Genomic DNA, 17736 nt, shown 5'->3' with positions numbered 1-17736 from the left:
CATCATGGCCGAGATTGAACACGACGAGGTTGAGGCGAGCCGCGCGCCGTTGATGGATCATCTGATCGAGCTGCGTCAGCGCCTGCTGGTGGTGATCGGCTTTCTGACCGTCGCCTTTATCGGCTGCTTCTTCGCTTCGGCGATCCTGTATGAATGGTTGCTCGCGCCCTATAGCCACGCGGCTTCGATCGTGCGCGGCGTGCCGGTCGAGGATCTCGACCTGACGGCGAATTTCTTTGCGCCGCTGGAATTCTTTTTCGTCAAGCTGAAGCTGGCTCTGGTCGGCGCGATCATGGTCGTCTTCCCGGTGATCGCCTGGCAGATCTATGGCTTCGTGCAGCCGGGTCTGTACAAGAATGAACGTGGCGCTTTCGCGCCCTTCCTGGGCCTGTCGCCGGTGCTGTTCGCGGCCGGGGTGAGCTTTGTGTATTTCCTTGTTTTGCCGATGGTGATGCGTTTCTCGCTGGGCCAGGAACAGGCCAGTGCGGGGCCGGGGATTTCGATCGAGCTTCTGCTCAATGTCTCCGACTATATGAATCTGATCACGACGCTGATGCTGGTGTTTGGGATCTCCTTCCAGATGCCGATCCTGATGATGTTGCTGGCCAAGGCCGGGATCATCAATTCCAAGCAGATGCTGGGCAGTTGGCGCTTTGCCGTCGTTGGCATCGCGCTGTTCGCGGCCTTCGTGACGCCGCCCGATCCGATCAGCCAGATCATGCTCGGCTCGGCCCTGCTGCTGCTGTATTTCCTGTCCATCGTGATGATGCGCTGGATGGAACCGAAGACGACAGAGGTCGACGAGGCCTGATCCGGCCTGAGCCTGACCCGGTTTACGAAAATGGCGGCTGAGGCTATAGCCCGCTCACAGATTGTTGAACCGAGATCACCGCCATGCACGATATCAAGCTCATCCGTGACGATGCTGCCGCTTTTGACGCCGCCCTTGGCCGGCGTGGCCTGCAGCCACAATCGCCGGCCCTGCTCGAGCTCGACAGCAAGCGCCGCGAAGCGCTCGGGCGCCAGCAGGAAGCCGAGACAGAGCGTAATGCCCTGTCCAAGCTGGTCGGGCGCGCCAAGGCGAGCGGCGATGAGGCCGAGTTCAATCGCCTGCGCGGTGAAGTCGACCGGCTCAAAACCGTGCTCGAAGAGAGCGGCGAGCAGGCGAAGCATTTCGACGAGGCGCTGAACCAGCATCTCGCGGCCCTGCCCAATCTGCCCGAGGCCGATGTGCCGCTGGGCAAGGATGAGGCTGACAATCAGGAAGTGCGCCGCTGGGGCGAGCCGAAGCCTTTGGGTTTCAAGGCGAAAGACCATGTCGATCTCGGCGAGGGCCTTGGCCAGATGGATTTCGAGGGTGCTGCTGCCATGTCCGGTGCGCGCTTTGTGGCACTGAAGGGCGGTCTGGCGCGGCTGGAGCGGGCGTTGGCGCAATTCATGCTCGATCTGCACACCGGCGAGCACGGCTATCTCGAAGTCAGCCCGCCCTATCTGGTGCGCGACGAAGCCCTGTTCGGCACCGGCCAATTGCCCAAATTCGCCGAGGATCTCTTCCGCACCACAGATGGTCGCTGGATGATCCCGACCGCCGAAGTGCCGCTGACCAATCTGGCCCGCGATGCGATCCACGCCGACGACACGCTGCCGATGCGGATGACCGCCTATACGCCTTGTTTCCGCGCCGAAGCCGGTTCGGCCGGCCGCGATACGCGTGGCATGATCCGCATGCACCAGTTCCAGAAGGTCGAAATGGTCTCCCTGGTGAAGCCGGAAGACAGCGCCGCCGAACTCGACCGGATGACTGGTTGTGCCGAAAAAGTCTTGCAATTGCTGGAGCTTCCCTATCGGGTGATGCTGTTGTGCAATGGCGATATGGGTTTCTCGGCCCAGCGCACCTATGACCTCGAAGTCTGGCTGCCCAGCCAGGACGCCTATCGCGAGATCTCGTCCTGCTCCAATTGCGGTGAGTTCCAAGCGCGGCGGATGAATGCGCGCTATCGCAAGGAGGGCGAGAAGAAACCCGCCTTCCTGCACACCCTCAACGGTTCCGGCGTCGCCGTCGGACGGGGCATGCTCGCGGTTATGGAAAATCACCAGAACGCCGATGGCTCGATCACCATCCCGACCGTGCTGCGGCCCTATATGGGCGGGCTGGAGCGGCTGGAGGCGTAAGCCTGCTGTTAGGCTATCGCCGGGTTATCGCTGGGCTGGCGTTAGCCGGGCGCTGGCTTGCGGTTGGGTGGTTGGATTGTCTCGGGTTGGTTTTTTGGAAATTTCATAAAAATCAATTGGATAGGTTGCTTCTGCCTCAGTTTTTAGCGCTATTTTCTGAGTTCTGCGTTCCTTGCGCCGATTATGGTGTCGCCACTATAGCGGAGCGCTGTAGGGAGCGGATAGGCGCAAGAGGCATATTTCCCGGCGGCGCGCTTGAATTATTGATCAATATCCGCCAATCTTTGCCATATCGGTTGAGGAGGCAAAAATGGCGACTATGAATGTCTCACTCCCTGACGGGATGAAGGACTGGGTCGAGGCGCAGGCCCTGACCGGGCGCTACAGCAATTCCAGTGATTATGTCCGCGACCTGATCCGGCGCGACCAGGATCGAGCCTCGAAGCTGGCGAACATGCAGCATCTGGTCAGCGAGGGTCTTGCGAGCGGGTTCAGCGATCGGCCGATTGCCGATGTGCTGGCGCAGGTGCGCGACATGTCAGAGACGGAATAGGTCATGCGCTATCGGCTGACGCGGGCTGCGGAGGCCGATCTCGTCGGTATTTATCGTGAGGGGGTCGCACTGTTTGGTGTCGCCCAGGCAGAGGCCTATTTCGCAGCACTGGTCGCGAGCTTCGAGCGGATCGCCGCCAATCCGCATATGGCCCGTCTGCGAATGGAGATCGATCCGCCGGTGCGGATACATCCGTGCGGCTCGCATATCATGGTCTATCGGGAGGCTGATGCGGGGCGCATCGAAATTCTGCGTATCCGCCATGGACGGGAGGATTGGGACCGGGCGGGGCGATAGATCGACTCACATCGTCACCAGCTCTGTCAGCTTGCCGACACCTCTTCCATCAAGGAAGAGGCGGGCGCCCGCTAAAAACACGCGCGACGCCCCCCGTCACCGCATCGCGCTATGTCCAGCGCGTCTCCCATCGTTTAGAAGCGGGCCACTCAATCGCCGCCATGAAAGCTGTCCGCCATGATCCCGGAAAATCCGCGCATTCTGTTGACCAATGATGATGGCGTGCATGCGCGGGGGCTCAAGGTGCTTGAGGCGATTGCGCGGGAATTGTCGGATGATGTCTGGATCGTGGCGCCGGCGCTTGAGCAGTCGGGGGCAGGGCGGTCGCTGTCGCTGCATGCTCCGCTGCGGATTCGTCAATATGATGAGCGGCGCTTTTCCGTGTCCGGCACGCCGACCGATGCCGTGCTGATCGGGGTGCAGGATCTGGTCAAGGGCAAGAAGCCCGATCTGGTCTTGTCCGGCGTCAATCGCGGCCAGAATATCGCCGAGGACGTCACTTTCTCCGGCACGGTGGCGGGTGCGATGCAGGGCATGCAGCTGGGCATTCCCTCCGTTGCCCTGTCGCAGGCCTATGGTTTCAAGAAGGGCGACCCGATCGAGTGGGAGACGGCGCAGACTTTCGGCGCGCCGATCCTGCGCAGGCTGTTCGATCTGCAATGGCCGGAGGATGTGTTGATGAATATCAATTTCCCCGACGCCAAGGTTGAGGATGTGACCGAGGTTGAGGTCACCCGTCAGGGCCGGCGTGACCAGCATATCCTGCACGCCGAACATCGCGTCGATCCACGCGGCGATGATTATTACTGGCTGGCCTTCAAGGGCCTGTTGTCCAATCCGCCCGAGGGCGTTGATCTGCGCGCCATCTATGAAGGCAAGATTTCGGTGACGCCGCTGCATATGGACCTCACCCATGGCGAGACGCTGGGCAAGCTCAAGCGCATGCTGGGCGGCGTCCCGCCGCGGAGCTGAAATCCATGTCTGACGCGATGCGAATGCCCGATCCGCGCATGATCCAGCTGGTGATGGCGCTGCGGGGCGGCGGCGTGACCGATGCGCGCGTGCTCGCGGCCATCGAGCGCACACCGCGCGATCTTTTCGTGCCGGAGCGTTTCAGCGACCAGGCCTTTGATGATCGCGCTTTGCCAATTGATTGCGGCCAGACGATTTCCCAGCCGCTGATCGTGGCGCTGATGACCCAGGCGCTCAAACTCGATGATCGTTGCAAAGTGCTCGAGATCGGCACCGGCTCCGGCTATCAGGCGGCCGTTCTGTCGCGCCTGGCGCGGCGGGTCTATTCGGTCGAACGCTATCGCACCCTGTCACGCGAGGCCGAGGCGCGCTTTGCGCAAATGCGGCTGACCAATATCACCACCCGCGTCGGCGACGGCACGTTGGGTTGGCCGGAACAGGCCCCGTTCGACCGCATCATCCTGACCGCCTCGGCCCCGGTGCGCCCCGACGAAATCCTGGCCCAGCTCAAGGATGGCGGCATCGCCATCGCTCCGCTCGACCGTGGTACCAAACAGGTGCTGGTGCGCTATCAGCGCGAAGGCGATGAGTTGACCCGCACCGATATCATGGATGTACGCTTTGTTCCGCTGGTGAAGGGCGAAGCGAAATCGCTTTAGAATTTTCCCTTGTGTCGTTTTCTCCCGCATGGCTAACCGCCGGTTAAGCCTTCTCTGGCTTGATATCGCCGGAATGACTGGCCGGAGGTGTGTGTCGGGACGATGCGCTGGAATGTTTTGATCTGCGTGGTAGCGGCTCTGGGTGCAGGGTTGGCGGGGTGCTCTTCGGTGCCGCGCGAGCCTGCGCACGTGGATTATCGCACCGGCTCGTCGAGCTATTCCGGCAGTTCGCAAACGGTCTCGCGCGCTTGCGCCAATGGCGGTTACACTGTGCGGTCCGGCGATACGCTGTCGGAAATCGCCGAGCGCTGCGGCGTTCAGATGGCAGAGCTGGCCCAGGCTAACGGGCTCAACCGGCCCTACACGGTGCGTCCGGGACAGACCCTGTCGATGCCGCATCCGCCGGTGCATGTGGTGCAGCGCGGTGAAAATCTTTACCGGATCGGGCTTCGCTACAATATTCCTTTCCAGCAATTGGCCAGCCATAATGGTATCCGCTCGCCCTACGAGCTGGAGGTCGGTCAGTCGATCCAGCTGCCCTATGGTGCAGCGGTGGCCAGTTCCGGGGCCAGTTCGAGCGCCAGTTCTGCGGCCAGCGCGCCGAGCACGCCCTATCGCAGTCCGCCGCCTGCGCAATCGACCTTGCCGGCCGCGCAGCAAGTGACCAATGCCGCCGTCAGTTTCGACTGGCCCATCCGCGGCACTGTCCTGTCCGGCTTTGGCCGCAAACCCGATGGCAGCCGCAATGACGGCATCAATATCGAAGCGCGGGCCGGCGCCGAGGTCCATGCGGCCGCGCCGGGCCAGGTGGTCTATGCCGGTTCGGAACTGGCCGGTTATGGCCAGTTGATCCTGCTGCGCCATGAGGGTGGTTTTGTCACCGCCTATGCTCATAACAGCCGGCTTCTGGTGCGCGAAGGCGACCAGGTGACGCGCGGCCAGGTGATCGCATCGGCCGGCTCCAGCGGCACTGTGGAGATCGCCCAGGTGCATTTTGAAATCCGCCGCGGCGTCAATCCGGAAGACCCGATGCGCTATTTGCGCTGAGCGTGGCGGGAATTCCTGCAGTCACCCTTGTTGCAACCGGCCCCCGCACCGATATAGTCCCGGCGAAATCGAATTTGGCCTGCTGCCCCTGCGGCAGCGCGTCACCGGCAAGCGGAGCCCGCTATGAATCTCCAGACCATTCTCGAATCGCCGATCCCGATGCTCGTCCTGATGGGCCTCGTTTTCTACTTTCTGCTGATCCGGCCGCAACAAAAGCGCGCCAAGGAACACCGCGACCTGATCGAAAGCCTGAAGCGCGGCGATGTCGTCGTCACCCAGGGCGGTTTGGTCGGCAAAGTGGTCAAGGTCGAAGAGGGCGAAGCCGTCGTCGAATTGTCCAAGGGCGTCGAAGTGCGGGTCATCAAGCACACCATTGCTGATGTGCGCGGTCGGACTGAACCGAAGCCGGCCAATGATGCGGCCAATACCTAACCGCTCCTGCTGAACAAGGTTCGCCGTCATGCTGCAATTCGGGCGCTGGAAGCTCTTTTCCATTATTGCCGTCATTTTCCTGGGTGTGCTGTATTCGCTTCCGAACCTGGTTCCGGAATCCGATCGTTACAGCGTCAACGAGATCGACAATTCGCAAGAACCGCGTGGCATCTGGCGCTGGATCCCAAGCAAGACGGTCAATCTCGGCCTCGATTTGCAGGGCGGTTCGCACATCGTCTTTGAAGTGAATATGGCTGAGGTCCGTGAGGGCCAGCTGGAAACACTTGCCGCTGATGCGCGTCAGACCCTGCGCGCGGCAACGCCGCCTTTGCTGGCTCGCAGCGTCGCCGTGGTCGGCGATGAAGTGGTCGTGCTGATGGCGCGTCCCGATGACCGCGATGCCGCCTATGACGTCCTCTCGGAACTTTCCCAGCCGGTGTCCTCGGCGCTGGGCCAGCCCGGGCTGACGCAGACCCTGGATGTTCGCCGCGATGGCAGTGATCTCAGCGCGATCCGCCTCGGCGTGACGCCGGAGCAGCTCGAAGCCATTCGCACCCGCACCGTGACCCAGTCGATCGAAGTGATCCGGCGCCGGCTTGACGGGCTGGGCACGACCGATCCGACCATTGCCCGCCAGGGCGATTCACGGGTTCTGGTCCAGGTTCCCGGTGCCAGTGATCCCGATGCGATCATCGCGATTGTCGGCGCCCAGGCGAGCATGAGTTTCCACCTCGTCGACGAGACCATCAATCCGGGCCCGAATGGCCAGGCCCGCGTGCCGCCCGGCCGCACCATCTACCCAATGGCGAGCACCAATCCGCCGACCTATCTCGCGGTCGAGACCGCCTCGCGCCTGACCGGTGAGAATCTGACCAGCGCCAGCGTCAGCACGTCACAAACCGCGGTCGGCCCGGTCGTCGCTTTCCGCTTTGACACCCAGGGCGCCTTGGTGTTCGGCGACATGACCCGCAATAATGTCGGCAAGCGGTTTGCGATCGTGCTCGACGGGGAAATCATCACCGCGCCCAATATTCGCGGCCCGATCTTGGGCGGATCCGGCATTATTGAGGGCAATTTCACCTATGAAACGGCACAGCAGCTTGTTGTTCTGCTCAATGCGGGTGCCCTGCCGGCTTCGCTGACACCGGTCGAACAGCGCACGGTTCTCGCCAGTCTCGGACAGGACCAGATCGAAAGCGGTGAGCTTGCCGTTCTGGTCGGCTTCCTTGCCGTTATTGTCTTCATGATCGCGGCCTACGGCTTGTTCGGCGTGTTCGCGACCATAGCCCTGATGGTCAACGTCATCCTGATCATGGGCGCCTTGTCGGGCCTCGGCGCGACGCTGACCCTGCCGGGTATCGCCGGTATCATCCTGACCATCGGTATGGCAGTTGATGCCAATGTGCTGATCTATGAGCGTATCCGCGAGGAGAACAAGCTCGGGCGAACGCCGGCCAATGCGCTGCAGGCGGGCTATGAGCGCGCGCTGTCAGCGATTCTGGACGCCAACGTCACGACCTTCATCGCTGCCGCTGTCCTGTACATGCTCGGTGCCGGTCCGGTGCGCGGCTTTGCCATCACGCTGGCGATCGGCATCATTACCTCCGTCTTCACCGCCTTTGTCTTCTCCCGCCTGCTGGCGGTTATCTGGTTGCGGGCGTTCAAGCCCAAAGCCATTCCGCTGTAGGAGAGGTGTTTCCATGACGTTCGCACTGATCAGATTTCTGCCAACTTCGGCCAATGTCCCTTTCATCAAGATCCGGATCTGGGCGATCGCGTTCTCCGTGCTGCTGGTGCTCGGCTCGCTGTTTGAATTCTCCAATGTCGGGATTAATTTCGGGATTGATTTTCGCGGTGGGATCCAGACCGAAGTTCGCACCACAGAACCGGCTGATGTCGAAGCGATGCGGCAGGTTGTCGGTGATCTGAATCTGGGGGATCCAAGGATCCAGCAGACCGGCAATCCGCGCGAAGTCCTGATTTCCCTGCCGCTACAGCCCGGCGAAGGACTTGAAGGCGAGGAAGCGCAGCAGGTTGCGCGGCGCGCGCTTGAGGCTGCGCTGCAGGACAATTTCCCCGGCATCGAGCTGCGTGGCACCGATGTGATCGGCGGCGCGGTCTCTGGTGAGCTTGTGGTGAAGGGCTTCGTCGCAGTCTCGCTCGCCCTGTTCCTGATGCTGGTCTATATCTGGTTTCAGTTCGAATGGCAGTTCTCGGTCGGCGCCATTCTGGCCCTGACGCATGACGTCATCGCAACCGTTGGCATGTTCTCGGTCACCCAGATGACGTTTGATCTTGCGACCGTGGCGGCTATTCTGACGATTGTCGGCTATTCGATGAATGACACCGTGATCGTGTATGATCGAATCCGGGAAAATCTTCGAAAGTACAAGAAGATGCCCCTGGGCGAGCTGCTCAATATGTCGATCAATGACACGCTTTCGCGCACGATCTTGACCTCATCGACGACGCTGGTGGCGCTGCTGGCGCTGTACACAATTGGCGGCGAGGCGCTCAAGAGCTTCTCATTCGCGATGATCTGGGGCGTGGTGATCGGGACCTATTCCTCGATCTTCGTCGCCGCGCCGCTTCTGCTCTTCATCGGCGTCAAGCGCGATGGCAGCTCCAGCTAGGCGATTGCCGCGTTAAAGACCGCACTATCGCAACACGCGAATTGCTGTAAATTCCCCCACGGAGACAAACATCCATTTCCTGGGGAGGAAGATCATGCCTGCAATTCTGTCAAATCTGCGCACGACCGTTCACGTCGCGCTGCTGCTGAGCGTGCTCTATCTGGGCGCCTATGTCGTGAGCGGGGCAATCCCGGTCAATGATGCGCTCTGGATGGGCATCGCCCGCTGGACCCATGTCGTGTCGGGCATCATGTGGATCGGATTGTTGTGGTATTTCAACTTCGTTCAGATCCCCAACATGCCGAATATTCCAGACGAGCAGAAACCGGCCATCGGCAAGGTGATCGCGCCAGCGGCGCTGTTCTGGTTTCGTTGGGGTGCGGCGGCGACCGTGCTGACCGGTCTGATGGTGGCGGGTCTGCGTGGCTATACGGTCGAAGTTCTCAGCTTCGGTCTCGCAGCCGACCATTACCTGCCGCAATACAGCTTCATCGGGATCGGCATGTGGATGGCGATCATCATGGCTTATAATGTCTGGTTCATCATCTGGCCGAACCAGCAGATCGCGCTCGGCATGGTCGAGGCCGATCCGGAAGCCAAGGCGAAAGCCGGCCGCACCGCGATGCTGTTCTCGCGCACCAATACGCTCTTGTCCTTCCCGATGCTGATCGCGATGACGATGGCGCAGACGGTGTTTGGCTGACGCTGAACGCTCTGGACTGAAACGCGCCGGGCCCGCCTTTGGCGGGCCGAGGGGCGTCAAAATGAAAAGTCCGGGCGGGAGACCTCGTCCGGACTTTTCTTTTCCACGGGTGACGTAGTTTGAAGTCAGGCCGCGACGGGCAGGCGTTGTTTTCCGTTGCGGAGATAATATCTCGACGGACTGCTGGGCGTGGTCTTCTTGAATTCTATTTCCACGTCGCGGTTGAGCTTCAGCATGAACTCCAACAGTTTTCCGAGCGAAAATCCCCGCAGCTTGCCATTCTTGAGGGCGGAGATCTTCGGTTGGGGCACGCCAAGTAACGCCGCCGATTGCGTCTGCGTCAGGTGACGATGGCGCAGGATTGAATTGATCTGCCCCGCGATGGCGGCCTTGAGCTGAAGTTCGGGTGCATCGTCCAGTCCCAGGTCTGCGAAGACATTGCCGCTGCCGGATTCCAGTTCGATTGTGTCTTCGGTCGCCATCAGTCTGTCCTTTGCAATTTCAATTTCAGCAGTTTCAACCGGGCTTTGACGACGTCGATTTGTGATTTCGGGGTTGCGATACCGGACTTCGACTTCTTCTTGAACGCGTGCAGCACATATATGTCCTCCCCGATCTTCACCGCGTAGACGGCCCGATAGGTATTGGTATCGTGGTTGGCCACAATCTCCAGAACACCGGGCCCCAAACCGGAAACCGGTTTGGCATAATCGGCCTTTCGCCCGAGTTGCGCTTCGCTGAGCGCATAGCCAATCTGTACCCTCACATCCTTTGGGAACTCCATCAGGGCCTTTTTGGAATCCCCAACCCAGATGACGGGTCTCTGCACCATCTTCGAATTTCCCATACCAATATAGATATATTTTCACGCCGAAGCAAGCGCGGAATCTCCATAGGGCCGGCGGCGCGCGTTGACGGGGCTTGCCGCTTCAGCCTACTGCGGCAGCGTCGCGTAGGCGGCGCTGCGCCACCACGAGCGGGTGCGGCCTTCGGGCATGTATGCGGTCGGGATTTCCTGGGTCATCATCACCGCGACCAGGCCGGTTGAGGGGCTGACGAAGAAGTCGGTGTCGAACAGGCCGCCCCAGCTGTAATCACCGGGGATGCCCAGCGCTGGCGTGTCGTCGGTGCCAGCCAGTGCAATGCCGACCCCAAAACCATAGCCAAGCCCAGCCATATCGGGTGGCATTTGCGATGGCGCGACATGATTGCTGGTCATCATCGCGACGGAGGCGTGCCGCAGGATTGTGACATCGCCGAGCCGTCCATTGCCGAGCAACATGCTGGCGAAACGCGAATAATCCATCGCCGTCGAGATCAGTCCGCCACCCCCGGAAGCCCAGCTCGGGCGGTATTCAGGATTGTCTGGCGAATAGGCGGGATGGAGTTGACCGTCCTCGCCATGGAGATAGAGCGTCGCGGCCTCTGCCATCTGCGCATCGGTGACGAAGAAGGTCGTGTTGGTCATGCCGAGCGGGTCGAAAAGGCGTGTCTGCAGGAAGTCCTGGAAGGGCATGCCGGATGCGACTTCGACGACGCGGCCGAGAATGTCATTGGAATAGGAATAGATCCAGCGTTCACCCGGCTGGGCGTAGAGGGGCAGCGCGGCCAGCTGGTTGATCTTCTCGGCGAGATCGCCTGTGCCCTGATACAGCGTGTGCTCCATATAATCGCGGCCCAGTGAGGTGTCATTGTCGAAAATATAGCCGACGCCGCCGGTATGGGTGAGCAGCTCGCGGATGGTGATCGGGCTGGCCTGCGGGACGGTGGGGTAATTGCCGTCGACATCGGGCTCATAACTGGTGGCGACCCGCGTTGCCGCGAAGGCGGGGATATAATTGGCGACCGGATCGTCCAGCGCGATATCGCCGCTTTCGACCAGCATCATCACGGCGACGGCGGTCACCGGCTTGGTCATTGAGGCGAGACGTACCTGGGTGTCGGCCAGCATAGGCTCGCCATTCGCAACATCACGGACACCGGCAGTGACGATATGGGTCTCACCATTGCGGATCAGGATGGCGGCATAACCGGCGCGGACCTGGCGGTCGGCATGATCCTGAAAAGCGGCGTCAAAGCGCGCCAGTCCAGTGGGATCGAAATTCTCACTCGAGGTCGCGGCATCGGCGTGGGCGGCGGCAGACTGTGCAGGCTCTGCGGGCTGGCTGCAGCCGGGCGCCAAGGCCAGCAGCGCAAAAGCCGCGCCGGCCCATACGGAACGTAACAACATGGGTTTTCCCCCTCGGGTGTTTTATCGATCAACCGAGGGGGAAATTAGGACTCAATCGCGCGCTTGGCGACCCGCTTTATCGTTATTTTGCGGCAGCCAGATTGGCGGCGGCAAATTCCCAGTTCACCAGATGGGCGAGGAAGGTGGCGATATAGTCCGGGCGGCGGTTGCGGAAGTCGACGTAATAGGCGTGTTCCCAGACGTCCATCGTCAAGAGCGGCGTCACGCCGGCCTCGGTCACCGGGGTTTCGGCATTGGCAGTCTTGCGGATTTCCAGCTTGCCGTCTTTCGCGACCAGCCAAGCCCAACCGGAGCCGAACTGGGTTGCGCCGGCAGCGGCGAAGGCGGTCTTGAAGGCGTCGAGCGAACCGAAATCACGATCGATCAGCTTGGCCAGCTCGCCCTTGGGCGCGCCGCCGCCATTCGGCCGCATCGACTGCCAGTAGAAAGTATGGTTCCAGACCTGGGCCGCATTGTTGAAAATGCCGGCCTTGTCGGCCTGGCCAGCGGTCGCTTTGACAACGTCTTCAAGGGCCTTGCCGGCCAGCTCATGGCCGTCCAGCATCTTGTTGAGATTGGTGACATAGGCGGCGTGATGCTTGCCATGGTGGATGTCGAGCGTCTCGGCGGAGATATGCGGGGCGAGGGCATCGCGCGAATAGGGCAGGTCGGGCAGGGTGAAGCTCATGAGTATATCTCCATCGATATCGAGTGTGACAAAACAGGTGCAAGCGGTGCGGGCAGAGGCGGCGCACAATGATATCAATCCATATGGGCCACTGGCCGCCATTGTCCACCGGAGGAGCGCATGAGCGCTGAGGATTTATCGCAGGTTTTGCAGCAGGCTGACCCGGACCGGCGTCTGGCGGCGCTGTTCGCGCCGGCCGGTGTGCGCGAACGTCTGTTTGCGCTTTACGCTCTCAACCACGAGATCGGCCGGATCGCTGACGCGACTTCGGAAAGCCTGATCGGCGAGATGAAGCTGACCTGGTGGCGCGATGCCGTGACTGACCTTTATGCCGAGACACCGAAGGTGCGCCGCCATGTCGTCACCGAGGCGCTGGCACCGCTGACGGGCCTGTTGCCGCAAGCCGAATTGCTCGATCTGATTGATGCCCGCTTCGACGACATCGCCGCCGCACCGCATGCCGACCTCGACGCCCTGGTCGATTATGTTGATCGCACTTCGGTGCGTCTGGTCCGCCTCGCTCTGGTGTTGACGGGCGGCGAATTGCCGCAAGATCAGATCCGCGATGCCGGCCGCGCCTGGGGTCTGACCGGGTTGATGCGTGCCTTCGCCTGGCGCGCCCGCATCGGTCGCGCCCCGGTCGCCGGCGATTATCTGACCGAGCTTGGCGGCACCCCCGCCATGCTCGCCCAGGGCCTCGGGCCCGACAAGGCCAGCGCCGCGATCCAACCGGTGCGCGCCATCGCCGAAGATGCCGCGCATGGATTTGCGGCGGCGGGGCCACTGCCGGCTGAAGCGGTGCCGGCGACCGGTTATGTCGTGCTGGCACGCGGCTATCTCAAACGCCTGCCGAGAAACCCGTTCGAAATCTCGCCGGAACGCGCCCTGCTGGCGCGGCAGGCCAGGTTGAGCTGGTTGTCGTTGACGGGACGATGAGGGGGTAAACGCCTTCAAGATGCGGTGGTGGACCGGGTTAGCGGATTTGAAAGGCGGTATTCGATAGGGTATATTCTTCGCAGGAGAGTGAAATGAACGTGATTGCGAAAAAGACCCTTGCCGCCAAAAAGGCCGGACGTGCGACAGCCGTACCGCCAAAAGTGGCGGATATGGACATGGCGTCCATGTACAAGGACGTCGCGAAACGGTTCCCCAAAACGATGAAGCGCCTTGCTGAATGAACCGGTTTGGCTGGCGGTAGACAGCTAATCGAATTGAATCAGAATATCGTGCTGGATACGTCTGAGCCGCATTCAGTCATGAGCCGGAGCCTGCTAGAGGGGGCTCTCGCCGCACCGCATCAAACCTTCGCCTATGATCAGAGTTCCGATTTGGTGACGCTCGCCTGCACGCTCATGATTTCAATCGCTCGGGCGCACGCGTTTCTTCAAGGCAATAAGCGGACCGGATTCGTCGCGGGCGTCATATTCCTGTCGATCAATGGGGCTTCGATCCGGCGTCCGGCTGCCTTCGATGAGCGTGCCGCGGAATTGATCATTGCTGCCTTGGCAGATGAGTCCCGGTGCGAAGCGCTGATCGATTGGGTCCGCAAGTTTGCGCGCCAGATTTCACCTGCCAAGGCCCGCGCGGCCTCGCTTCTGGGCCGTGGTGATCCCAAACCAGATATCAGCGACGATTGAGGACGTGACGGGGATTGGCACGCCTACCCCAGCCACGCCGCCAGATCATCCAGCGCCCGTTCTGACATCGCGGTCTTGCGGGCCGGCGTTTTGGCTTTGCCGCGGATGCGGTTGCCCTCGGCGTCTTGCGTGGGCTGGGTGATCGGCGGGAAGAGGCCGAAATTGACATTCATCGGCTGGAAACTGCCCTTGCCGGCGTCGAGATGGCCGCCGGTGACGTGGCGGATCAGGGCGCCCATCGCGGTGGTCTCCGGCGGCGGAGCGAGCGTCGTGCCGAGGCGTTCGGCGGCGGCATAGCGTCCGGCGAGCAGGCCCATCGAGGCGCTTTCGACATAGCCCTCAACGCCGATCAACTGGCCGGCAAAGCGCAGACGCGGCTGGGATTTCAGGCGCAATTGATCATCGAGCAGGCGCGGTGAGTTGAGGAAAGTATTGCGGTGAATGCCGCCGAGGCGGGCAAATTGCGCCTCTTCCAGACCGGGGATGAGGCGGAAGATTTCGGTCTGGACGCCGTATTTCAGCTTGGTCTGGAAACCGACCATGTTGAACAGCGTGCCCAGCGCATTGTCCTGGCGCAATTGCACGATGGCATAGGCCTTGACGGTGGGATTGTGCGGATTGGTCAGACCGACCGGTTTCATCGGCCCGTGCCGCAGCGTTTCGCGGCCGCGCTCGGCCATCACTTCGATCGGCAGGCAGCCCTCGAAATAGGGCGTGCCTTCCCACTCCTTGAATTCGGTCTTCTCGCCTGCGATCAGTGCGTCGATGAAGGCGTCATACTGCGCCTTGTCCATCGGGCAATTGAGATAAGCGGTCTGGTCGGCCAGCGTCTCGCCCTTGTCATAGCGCGACTGGAACCAGGCCTTCTCCATATTGACGCTGTCGCGATGGATCACCGGTGCGATGGCGTCGAAGAAAGCCAGCTCGTCTTCGCCGGTCTCTTTGAGGATCGCTTCCGACAGGCTTTGCGACGTCAAAGGCCCGGTGGCGATGATGACGCTGTCCCAGTCTTGTGGCGGCAGACCGGTGATTTCCTCGCGCGAGATCGTCACCAGCGGATGCTCGCTCAGGCGTTTGGTGACGGCGGCGGAAAAGGCATCGCGATCAACGGCGAGGGCGCCGCCGGCCGGCAGGCGGTTATTATCGCCTTCGGCCAGGATGATCGAGCCGCAGCGCCGCATTTCCTCGTGCAACAGCCCGACCGCATTGGTCCTGGCATCATCGGAGCGAAACGAGTTGGAACAGACCAGCTCGGCCAGCCCGTCAGTCTTGTGGGCCTCGGTTTCCTTCACGCCGCGCATCTCGTGCAGGATGACGGGCACGCCTTGTGAGACGAGCTGCCAAGCGGCTTCGGAGCCGGCCATGCCGCCGCCGATGATGTGGACAGGTTTGAGAGAGGTTTGGGTCATGGGCGGCATATCGAGCGGGGGGCGGGGCAAGTCAAGCGCTACGGGGCAGCGCAGCATTGACAGACGCGTCGTCGGGCACGAATAATCGCGCCACGGGGGAGTGTTGCCATGACACGCATTGGGGTTGTTCTTGGGTGTTTTCTGGCACTGACAGCCGGGGTGATGGCCCAGGATGAGCCCTTGCCGGACAGCGTGGCGCAGCCCTATCTGGCTTATGAGGCCGCGATGGCGGCGCAGGACTATGCGACTGCGAGCGAGGCCGCGGAGACGGCCTGGCGGGCGGCGAGGGCTGAGCGCATTGACTCCGAGTTGATCGGGATACTGGCGGAGAATTACGGCCAGCTGGCGCTGGCGCGCGGCCAGTATGAGCCCGCCTATGACGCCTGGCGGAGCGCTGCCGAGATATCAGATCGCCTACGGGCGCCCGCGGCTGAGCGGGCCCTGCGCTGGTATCAGGCCTCGCTTGCCGCGTTTGCGCAGGGCGACACGTCTGACGCCTTTCGCTGCTCGACGCGATCAGACAATGCCGTCGGGACCGGGGAGGTGTTGGCAGACCAGGGTTTGAGCGGGGATATCCACTATATGATCGCCGCCACGGCGGCCCAGCTCGGGCGAATTCGACTGGTGGGTCCGCATGCCGTCCAGGCTGTCGCTGCCTATGAAGCGGTGGACCGTCCGCATGATTATGTCCTGGGTAATGCCTATTATCTGTCGGGCGTCGGGCGCTATATCGCTGAAGAGCGGGCCGCGAGCATTCTTGATTTCAGAATGGCTGCCAATATTCTCGGCGCGCTTGAGCAGCCGGAATCGGTCTCCGCGGCGCGGACCGCCTGGGCCTGGGCGACGCTGGCGGGATATGACCTGGACGAAAGCCAGCGCGAAGCGCTGAACCTGCAGATCGCAGCGTCCGAATTTCCGAATATTGAGCGAGACCAGCCGCCCGCTCGCATCGATGACGGGAATTTTGATACCGCTCCGCTCCGTCGGGCCGAACCGCTCTACCCCGTCAACGCTGCAGAGCAAGGCTTGGAGGGGGTGGTCCTCGTGCAGTTCGCGGTCAATGAGGATGGCCGGATTGAAGATGCCGAGGTGCTCGCATCGCTTCCGCGCGGCGTCTTCGACCGCGCCGCAATGCGGGCCATCGAACGGTGGCACTATCGTCCCGCCGTCCGTGATGGTGTGCCGGTGCGGCGTGAGGCGCTCCAGACGCAGTTCCAATTCATGCTGAGCGAGGAGTGACCGGCGCCTTGCCGCGGCCGCCCGCTGCAGCCGGGAACTTGCCTTCGCGGCCCGTCACGTCCAGATCGGGGGCGTAGAACGCAGTCATGACTTCGGAGCCCGGCATGAACCCGACATCCAGTGCGACACACGTCCCGATCCTGCGCAGTGCCTTGGCGGCTTACGCCTTCCTGATATCGCACTGGCAGCGCGCCCTGATCGCGGCAGCGCCCTATACCTTGGCCTATTTGGCGCAGCTGGTATTGATGCAGGCGATCAGCGATGTCGCTGGTAATCCGGTTATGGCGATGGGGTTTTTCCTGCTGTCGCTGGTGTCAGTCGTCGCGAGCCTGGCCCTGTCGGCGGCCTGCCTGCGCATGGCGGTGCTGGGCGATTATAGCGGCTGGCACTCGCTCAAGGCTGGCGCTGATGAGGGCCGCATCTTTATCGTCGGTCTGCTGGTTTCGGCGCTGACCCTGCTGGTCTTCATCATGGCCTTCATGTTCTGGGCCGTGGTGCTTGGCTCGATTGCCGCGGGCGCGATAACGGGGGCCGGGATTGATCCGGAAGCGGCCGGGCTCGATCTCGCCGATGCAATGGCCTATCTGGGCACCACTGACTGGGTCGTGGTCGGCGCGGTTGGCCTGGTCGCCGCCGGCTTGCTGGTCTGGCTTTCGGCGCGTCTGGTGCTGGCCTTCCCAGCGACAATCGCCAAGCGCAAGATCATGGTGCTGAGCGCCTGGTCGTTGAGCGGCGGCAATTCGGCCCGGATCGCAGCGGCGCTGTTGCTGACGGCTCTGCCACTGCTGGCGCTGGAGGCGGGACTGTATGAGTTGATCTGCGCCCTGGTTGGTTCGCGCCCGCTCTATGTGCCGGTTCTGGTCGGCGCGGATCAGATCAATTCGCCGGCGCTGGCCGCCGCCGAGGAATATTTGCGCTGGAACGGGTTGATGGCCTTCATCAATGTTCCCGTATTCTCAGGCCTTTACGCCTATATATACCGCAATCGTACCGCCGCCGCGCCGGCGGGGGATCGCGCCGGTTAGCATCCCTCTGGTCATCGATAGCCAAACTGTCATGATAGGC

At 61.8% G+C, this 17736-nt stretch carries 21 protein-coding genes; 16 read left to right on the top strand and 5 right to left on the bottom strand.

All coding sequences use genetic code 11. The annotated features are described in order from the left end of the window. Nucleotides 1-4: 4 nt before the first annotated feature. The 11 genes from tatC (at nucleotide 5) to AAC029_RS09305 (ending at nucleotide 9468) form a co-directional block, all read left to right on the top strand. The gene (tatC, locus tag AAC029_RS09355) at nucleotides 5-811 is read left to right on the top strand and encodes a twin-arginine translocase subunit TatC (protein ID WP_339746750.1); all 807 of its coding nucleotides are present in this window, start codon (nucleotides 5-7) and stop codon (nucleotides 809-811) included. Nucleotides 812-894: 83 nt separating this feature from the next. Next, nucleotides 895-2172: a serine--tRNA ligase gene (gene serS, locus AAC029_RS09350; RefSeq protein WP_339746747.1), complete on the top strand. Its 1278-nt coding sequence runs from the start codon at nucleotides 895-897 to the stop codon at nucleotides 2170-2172. Between the two features lie 310 nt (nucleotides 2173-2482). Then, on the top strand, nucleotides 2483-2725 hold the full coding sequence (locus tag AAC029_RS09345) for a type II toxin-antitoxin system ParD family antitoxin (protein ID WP_339746744.1): 243 nt from the start codon (nucleotides 2483-2485) through the stop codon (nucleotides 2723-2725). 3 nt (nucleotides 2726-2728) lie between these two features. Further along, the gene (locus AAC029_RS09340; protein WP_339746741.1) at nucleotides 2729-3022 is read left to right on the top strand and encodes a type II toxin-antitoxin system RelE/ParE family toxin; all 294 of its coding nucleotides are present in this window, start codon (nucleotides 2729-2731) and stop codon (nucleotides 3020-3022) included. Between the two features lie 177 nt (nucleotides 3023-3199). Beyond that, nucleotides 3200-3994: a 5'/3'-nucleotidase SurE gene (gene surE, locus AAC029_RS09335; RefSeq protein ID WP_339746739.1), complete on the top strand. Its 795-nt coding sequence runs from the start codon at nucleotides 3200-3202 to the stop codon at nucleotides 3992-3994. Between the two features lie 5 nt (nucleotides 3995-3999). Next, nucleotides 4000-4653, top strand: a complete 654-nt coding sequence (locus AAC029_RS09330) for a protein-L-isoaspartate(D-aspartate) O-methyltransferase (RefSeq protein ID WP_339746736.1) — start codon at nucleotides 4000-4002, stop codon at nucleotides 4651-4653. 189 nt (nucleotides 4654-4842) lie between these two features. Then, complete coding sequence (locus tag AAC029_RS09325; protein WP_339746733.1) at nucleotides 4843-5700, top strand: M23 family metallopeptidase; 858 nt, start codon at nucleotides 4843-4845, stop codon at nucleotides 5698-5700. A gap of 123 nt (nucleotides 5701-5823) precedes the next feature. Next, complete coding sequence (gene yajC / locus AAC029_RS09320) at nucleotides 5824-6132, top strand: preprotein translocase subunit YajC (protein ID WP_339746730.1); 309 nt, start codon at nucleotides 5824-5826, stop codon at nucleotides 6130-6132. A 28-nt stretch (nucleotides 6133-6160) separates the two neighbouring features. Beyond that, nucleotides 6161-7819 carry a protein translocase subunit SecD gene (gene secD, locus AAC029_RS09315; protein ID WP_339746727.1) on the top strand — a complete coding sequence of 553 codons (1659 nt, stop codon included), beginning with the start codon at nucleotides 6161-6163 and terminating at the stop codon, nucleotides 7817-7819. A gap of 13 nt (nucleotides 7820-7832) precedes the next feature. Continuing rightward, nucleotides 7833-8765 (top strand): protein translocase subunit SecF, encoded by a 933-nt coding sequence (gene secF, locus AAC029_RS09310; protein ID WP_339746724.1) that lies wholly within the window; start codon nucleotides 7833-7835, stop codon nucleotides 8763-8765. A 94-nt stretch (nucleotides 8766-8859) separates the two neighbouring features. Continuing rightward, nucleotides 8860-9468 carry a urate hydroxylase PuuD gene (locus AAC029_RS09305; protein WP_339746721.1) on the top strand — a complete coding sequence of 203 codons (609 nt, stop codon included), beginning with the start codon at nucleotides 8860-8862 and terminating at the stop codon, nucleotides 9466-9468. 125 nt (nucleotides 9469-9593) lie between these two features. On the opposite strand, the gene AAC029_RS09300 is transcribed toward AAC029_RS09305, so the two are convergent. The 4 genes from AAC029_RS09300 to AAC029_RS09285 all read right to left on the bottom strand — a co-directional run bounded on the left by AAC029_RS09300 (nucleotide 9594) and on the right by AAC029_RS09285 (nucleotide 12386). Continuing rightward, nucleotides 9594-9950, bottom strand: coding sequence for a helix-turn-helix transcriptional regulator (locus tag AAC029_RS09300; protein WP_339746718.1), 357 nt, complete (start codon nucleotides 9948-9950; stop codon nucleotides 9594-9596). Further along, complete coding sequence (locus AAC029_RS09295) at nucleotides 9950-10300, bottom strand: type II toxin-antitoxin system RelE/ParE family toxin (protein ID WP_339746716.1); 351 nt, start codon at nucleotides 10298-10300, stop codon at nucleotides 9950-9952. The genes AAC029_RS09300 and AAC029_RS09295 overlap by 1 nt, the downstream gene beginning before the upstream one ends. 102 nt (nucleotides 10301-10402) lie before the next feature. Then, nucleotides 10403-11698, bottom strand: coding sequence for a serine hydrolase domain-containing protein (locus AAC029_RS09290; RefSeq protein WP_339746714.1), 1296 nt, complete (start codon nucleotides 11696-11698; stop codon nucleotides 10403-10405). An 82-nt stretch (nucleotides 11699-11780) separates the two neighbouring features. Then, complete coding sequence (locus AAC029_RS09285) at nucleotides 11781-12386, bottom strand: superoxide dismutase (RefSeq protein ID WP_339746712.1); 606 nt, start codon at nucleotides 12384-12386, stop codon at nucleotides 11781-11783. A 120-nt stretch (nucleotides 12387-12506) separates the two neighbouring features. On the opposite strand from AAC029_RS09285, the gene AAC029_RS09280 reads away from it, so the two are divergent. From AAC029_RS09280 to AAC029_RS09270, 3 genes are all read left to right on the top strand, one after another. Next, nucleotides 12507-13322, top strand: coding sequence for a squalene/phytoene synthase family protein (locus AAC029_RS09280; protein ID WP_339746709.1), 816 nt, complete (start codon nucleotides 12507-12509; stop codon nucleotides 13320-13322). A 92-nt stretch (nucleotides 13323-13414) separates the two neighbouring features. Further along, entirely contained in the window at nucleotides 13415-13564 is a 150-nt protein-coding gene (locus tag AAC029_RS09275) for a hypothetical protein (protein WP_339746707.1), read from the top strand. A 6-nt stretch (nucleotides 13565-13570) separates the two neighbouring features. Further along, a complete protein-coding gene (locus AAC029_RS09270) occupies nucleotides 13571-14023 on the top strand; it encodes a type II toxin-antitoxin system death-on-curing family toxin (RefSeq protein WP_339746704.1) in 453 nt (150 codons plus the stop codon). 23 nt (nucleotides 14024-14046) lie between these two features. Here AAC029_RS09270 and trmFO read toward each other — a convergent pair whose 3' ends face one another. Then, nucleotides 14047-15432, bottom strand: a complete 1386-nt coding sequence (gene trmFO / locus AAC029_RS09265; RefSeq protein ID WP_339746702.1) for a methylenetetrahydrofolate--tRNA-(uracil(54)-C(5))-methyltransferase (FADH(2)-oxidizing) TrmFO — start codon at nucleotides 15430-15432, stop codon at nucleotides 14047-14049. Nucleotides 15433-15540: 108 nt separating this feature from the next. Between trmFO and AAC029_RS09260 the strand changes: the two genes are divergently transcribed. Together AAC029_RS09260 and AAC029_RS09255 are read left to right on the top strand one after the other, a co-directional pair. Then, nucleotides 15541-16671: an energy transducer TonB gene (locus tag AAC029_RS09260; protein WP_339746700.1), complete on the top strand. Its 1131-nt coding sequence runs from the start codon at nucleotides 15541-15543 to the stop codon at nucleotides 16669-16671. A 104-nt stretch (nucleotides 16672-16775) separates the two neighbouring features. Continuing rightward, complete coding sequence (locus AAC029_RS09255; RefSeq protein WP_339746697.1) at nucleotides 16776-17696, top strand: hypothetical protein; 921 nt, start codon at nucleotides 16776-16778, stop codon at nucleotides 17694-17696. Nucleotides 17697-17736 lie beyond the last annotated feature (40 nt).

The organism is uncultured Maricaulis sp. (assembly GCF_963975345.1).
Classification (GTDB): Bacteria; Pseudomonadota; Alphaproteobacteria; order Caulobacterales; family Maricaulaceae; genus Maricaulis.
This window is presented reverse-complemented; position numbering and strand designations above follow the sequence as displayed.

What these genes read in the sequence shown, in the direction of transcription:
- tatC (WP_339746750.1), top strand. Translation starts at nt 5, where the DNA reads ATGGCCGAGATTGAACACGACGAGGTTGAGGCGAGCCGCGCGCCGTTG.
- serS (WP_339746747.1), top strand. Translation starts at nt 895, where the DNA reads ATGCACGATATCAAGCTCATCCGTGACGATGCTGCCGCTTTTGACGCC.
- AAC029_RS09345 (WP_339746744.1), top strand. Translation starts at nt 2,483, where the DNA reads ATGGCGACTATGAATGTCTCACTCCCTGACGGGATGAAGGACTGGGTC.
- AAC029_RS09340 (WP_339746741.1), top strand. Translation starts at nt 2,729, where the DNA reads ATGCGCTATCGGCTGACGCGGGCTGCGGAGGCCGATCTCGTCGGTATT.
- surE (WP_339746739.1), top strand. Translation starts at nt 3,200, where the DNA reads ATGATCCCGGAAAATCCGCGCATTCTGTTGACCAATGATGATGGCGTG.
- AAC029_RS09330 (WP_339746736.1), top strand. Translation starts at nt 4,000, where the DNA reads ATGTCTGACGCGATGCGAATGCCCGATCCGCGCATGATCCAGCTGGTG.
- yajC (WP_339746730.1), top strand. Translation starts at nt 5,824, where the DNA reads ATGAATCTCCAGACCATTCTCGAATCGCCGATCCCGATGCTCGTCCTG.
- secD (WP_339746727.1), top strand. Translation starts at nt 6,161, where the DNA reads ATGCTGCAATTCGGGCGCTGGAAGCTCTTTTCCATTATTGCCGTCATT.
- secF (WP_339746724.1), top strand. Translation starts at nt 7,833, where the DNA reads ATGACGTTCGCACTGATCAGATTTCTGCCAACTTCGGCCAATGTCCCT.
- AAC029_RS09305 (WP_339746721.1), top strand. Translation starts at nt 8,860, where the DNA reads ATGCCTGCAATTCTGTCAAATCTGCGCACGACCGTTCACGTCGCGCTG.
- AAC029_RS09300 (WP_339746718.1), bottom strand. Translation starts at nt 9,950, where the DNA reads ATGGCGACCGAAGACACAATCGAACTGGAATCCGGCAGCGGCAATGTC.
- AAC029_RS09295 (WP_339746716.1), bottom strand. Translation starts at nt 10,300, where the DNA reads ATGGTGCAGAGACCCGTCATCTGGGTTGGGGATTCCAAAAAGGCCCTG.
- AAC029_RS09290 (WP_339746714.1), bottom strand. Translation starts at nt 11,698, where the DNA reads ATGTTGTTACGTTCCGTATGGGCCGGCGCGGCTTTTGCGCTGCTGGCC.
- AAC029_RS09285 (WP_339746712.1), bottom strand. Translation starts at nt 12,386, where the DNA reads ATGAGCTTCACCCTGCCCGACCTGCCCTATTCGCGCGATGCCCTCGCC.
- AAC029_RS09280 (WP_339746709.1), top strand. Translation starts at nt 12,507, where the DNA reads ATGAGCGCTGAGGATTTATCGCAGGTTTTGCAGCAGGCTGACCCGGAC.
- AAC029_RS09275 (WP_339746707.1), top strand. Translation starts at nt 13,415, where the DNA reads ATGAACGTGATTGCGAAAAAGACCCTTGCCGCCAAAAAGGCCGGACGT.
- trmFO (WP_339746702.1), bottom strand. Translation starts at nt 15,432, where the DNA reads ATGACCCAAACCTCTCTCAAACCTGTCCACATCATCGGCGGCGGCATG.
- AAC029_RS09260 (WP_339746700.1), top strand. Translation starts at nt 15,541, where the DNA reads ATGACACGCATTGGGGTTGTTCTTGGGTGTTTTCTGGCACTGACAGCC.
- AAC029_RS09255 (WP_339746697.1), top strand. Translation starts at nt 16,776, where the DNA reads ATGAACCCGACATCCAGTGCGACACACGTCCCGATCCTGCGCAGTGCC.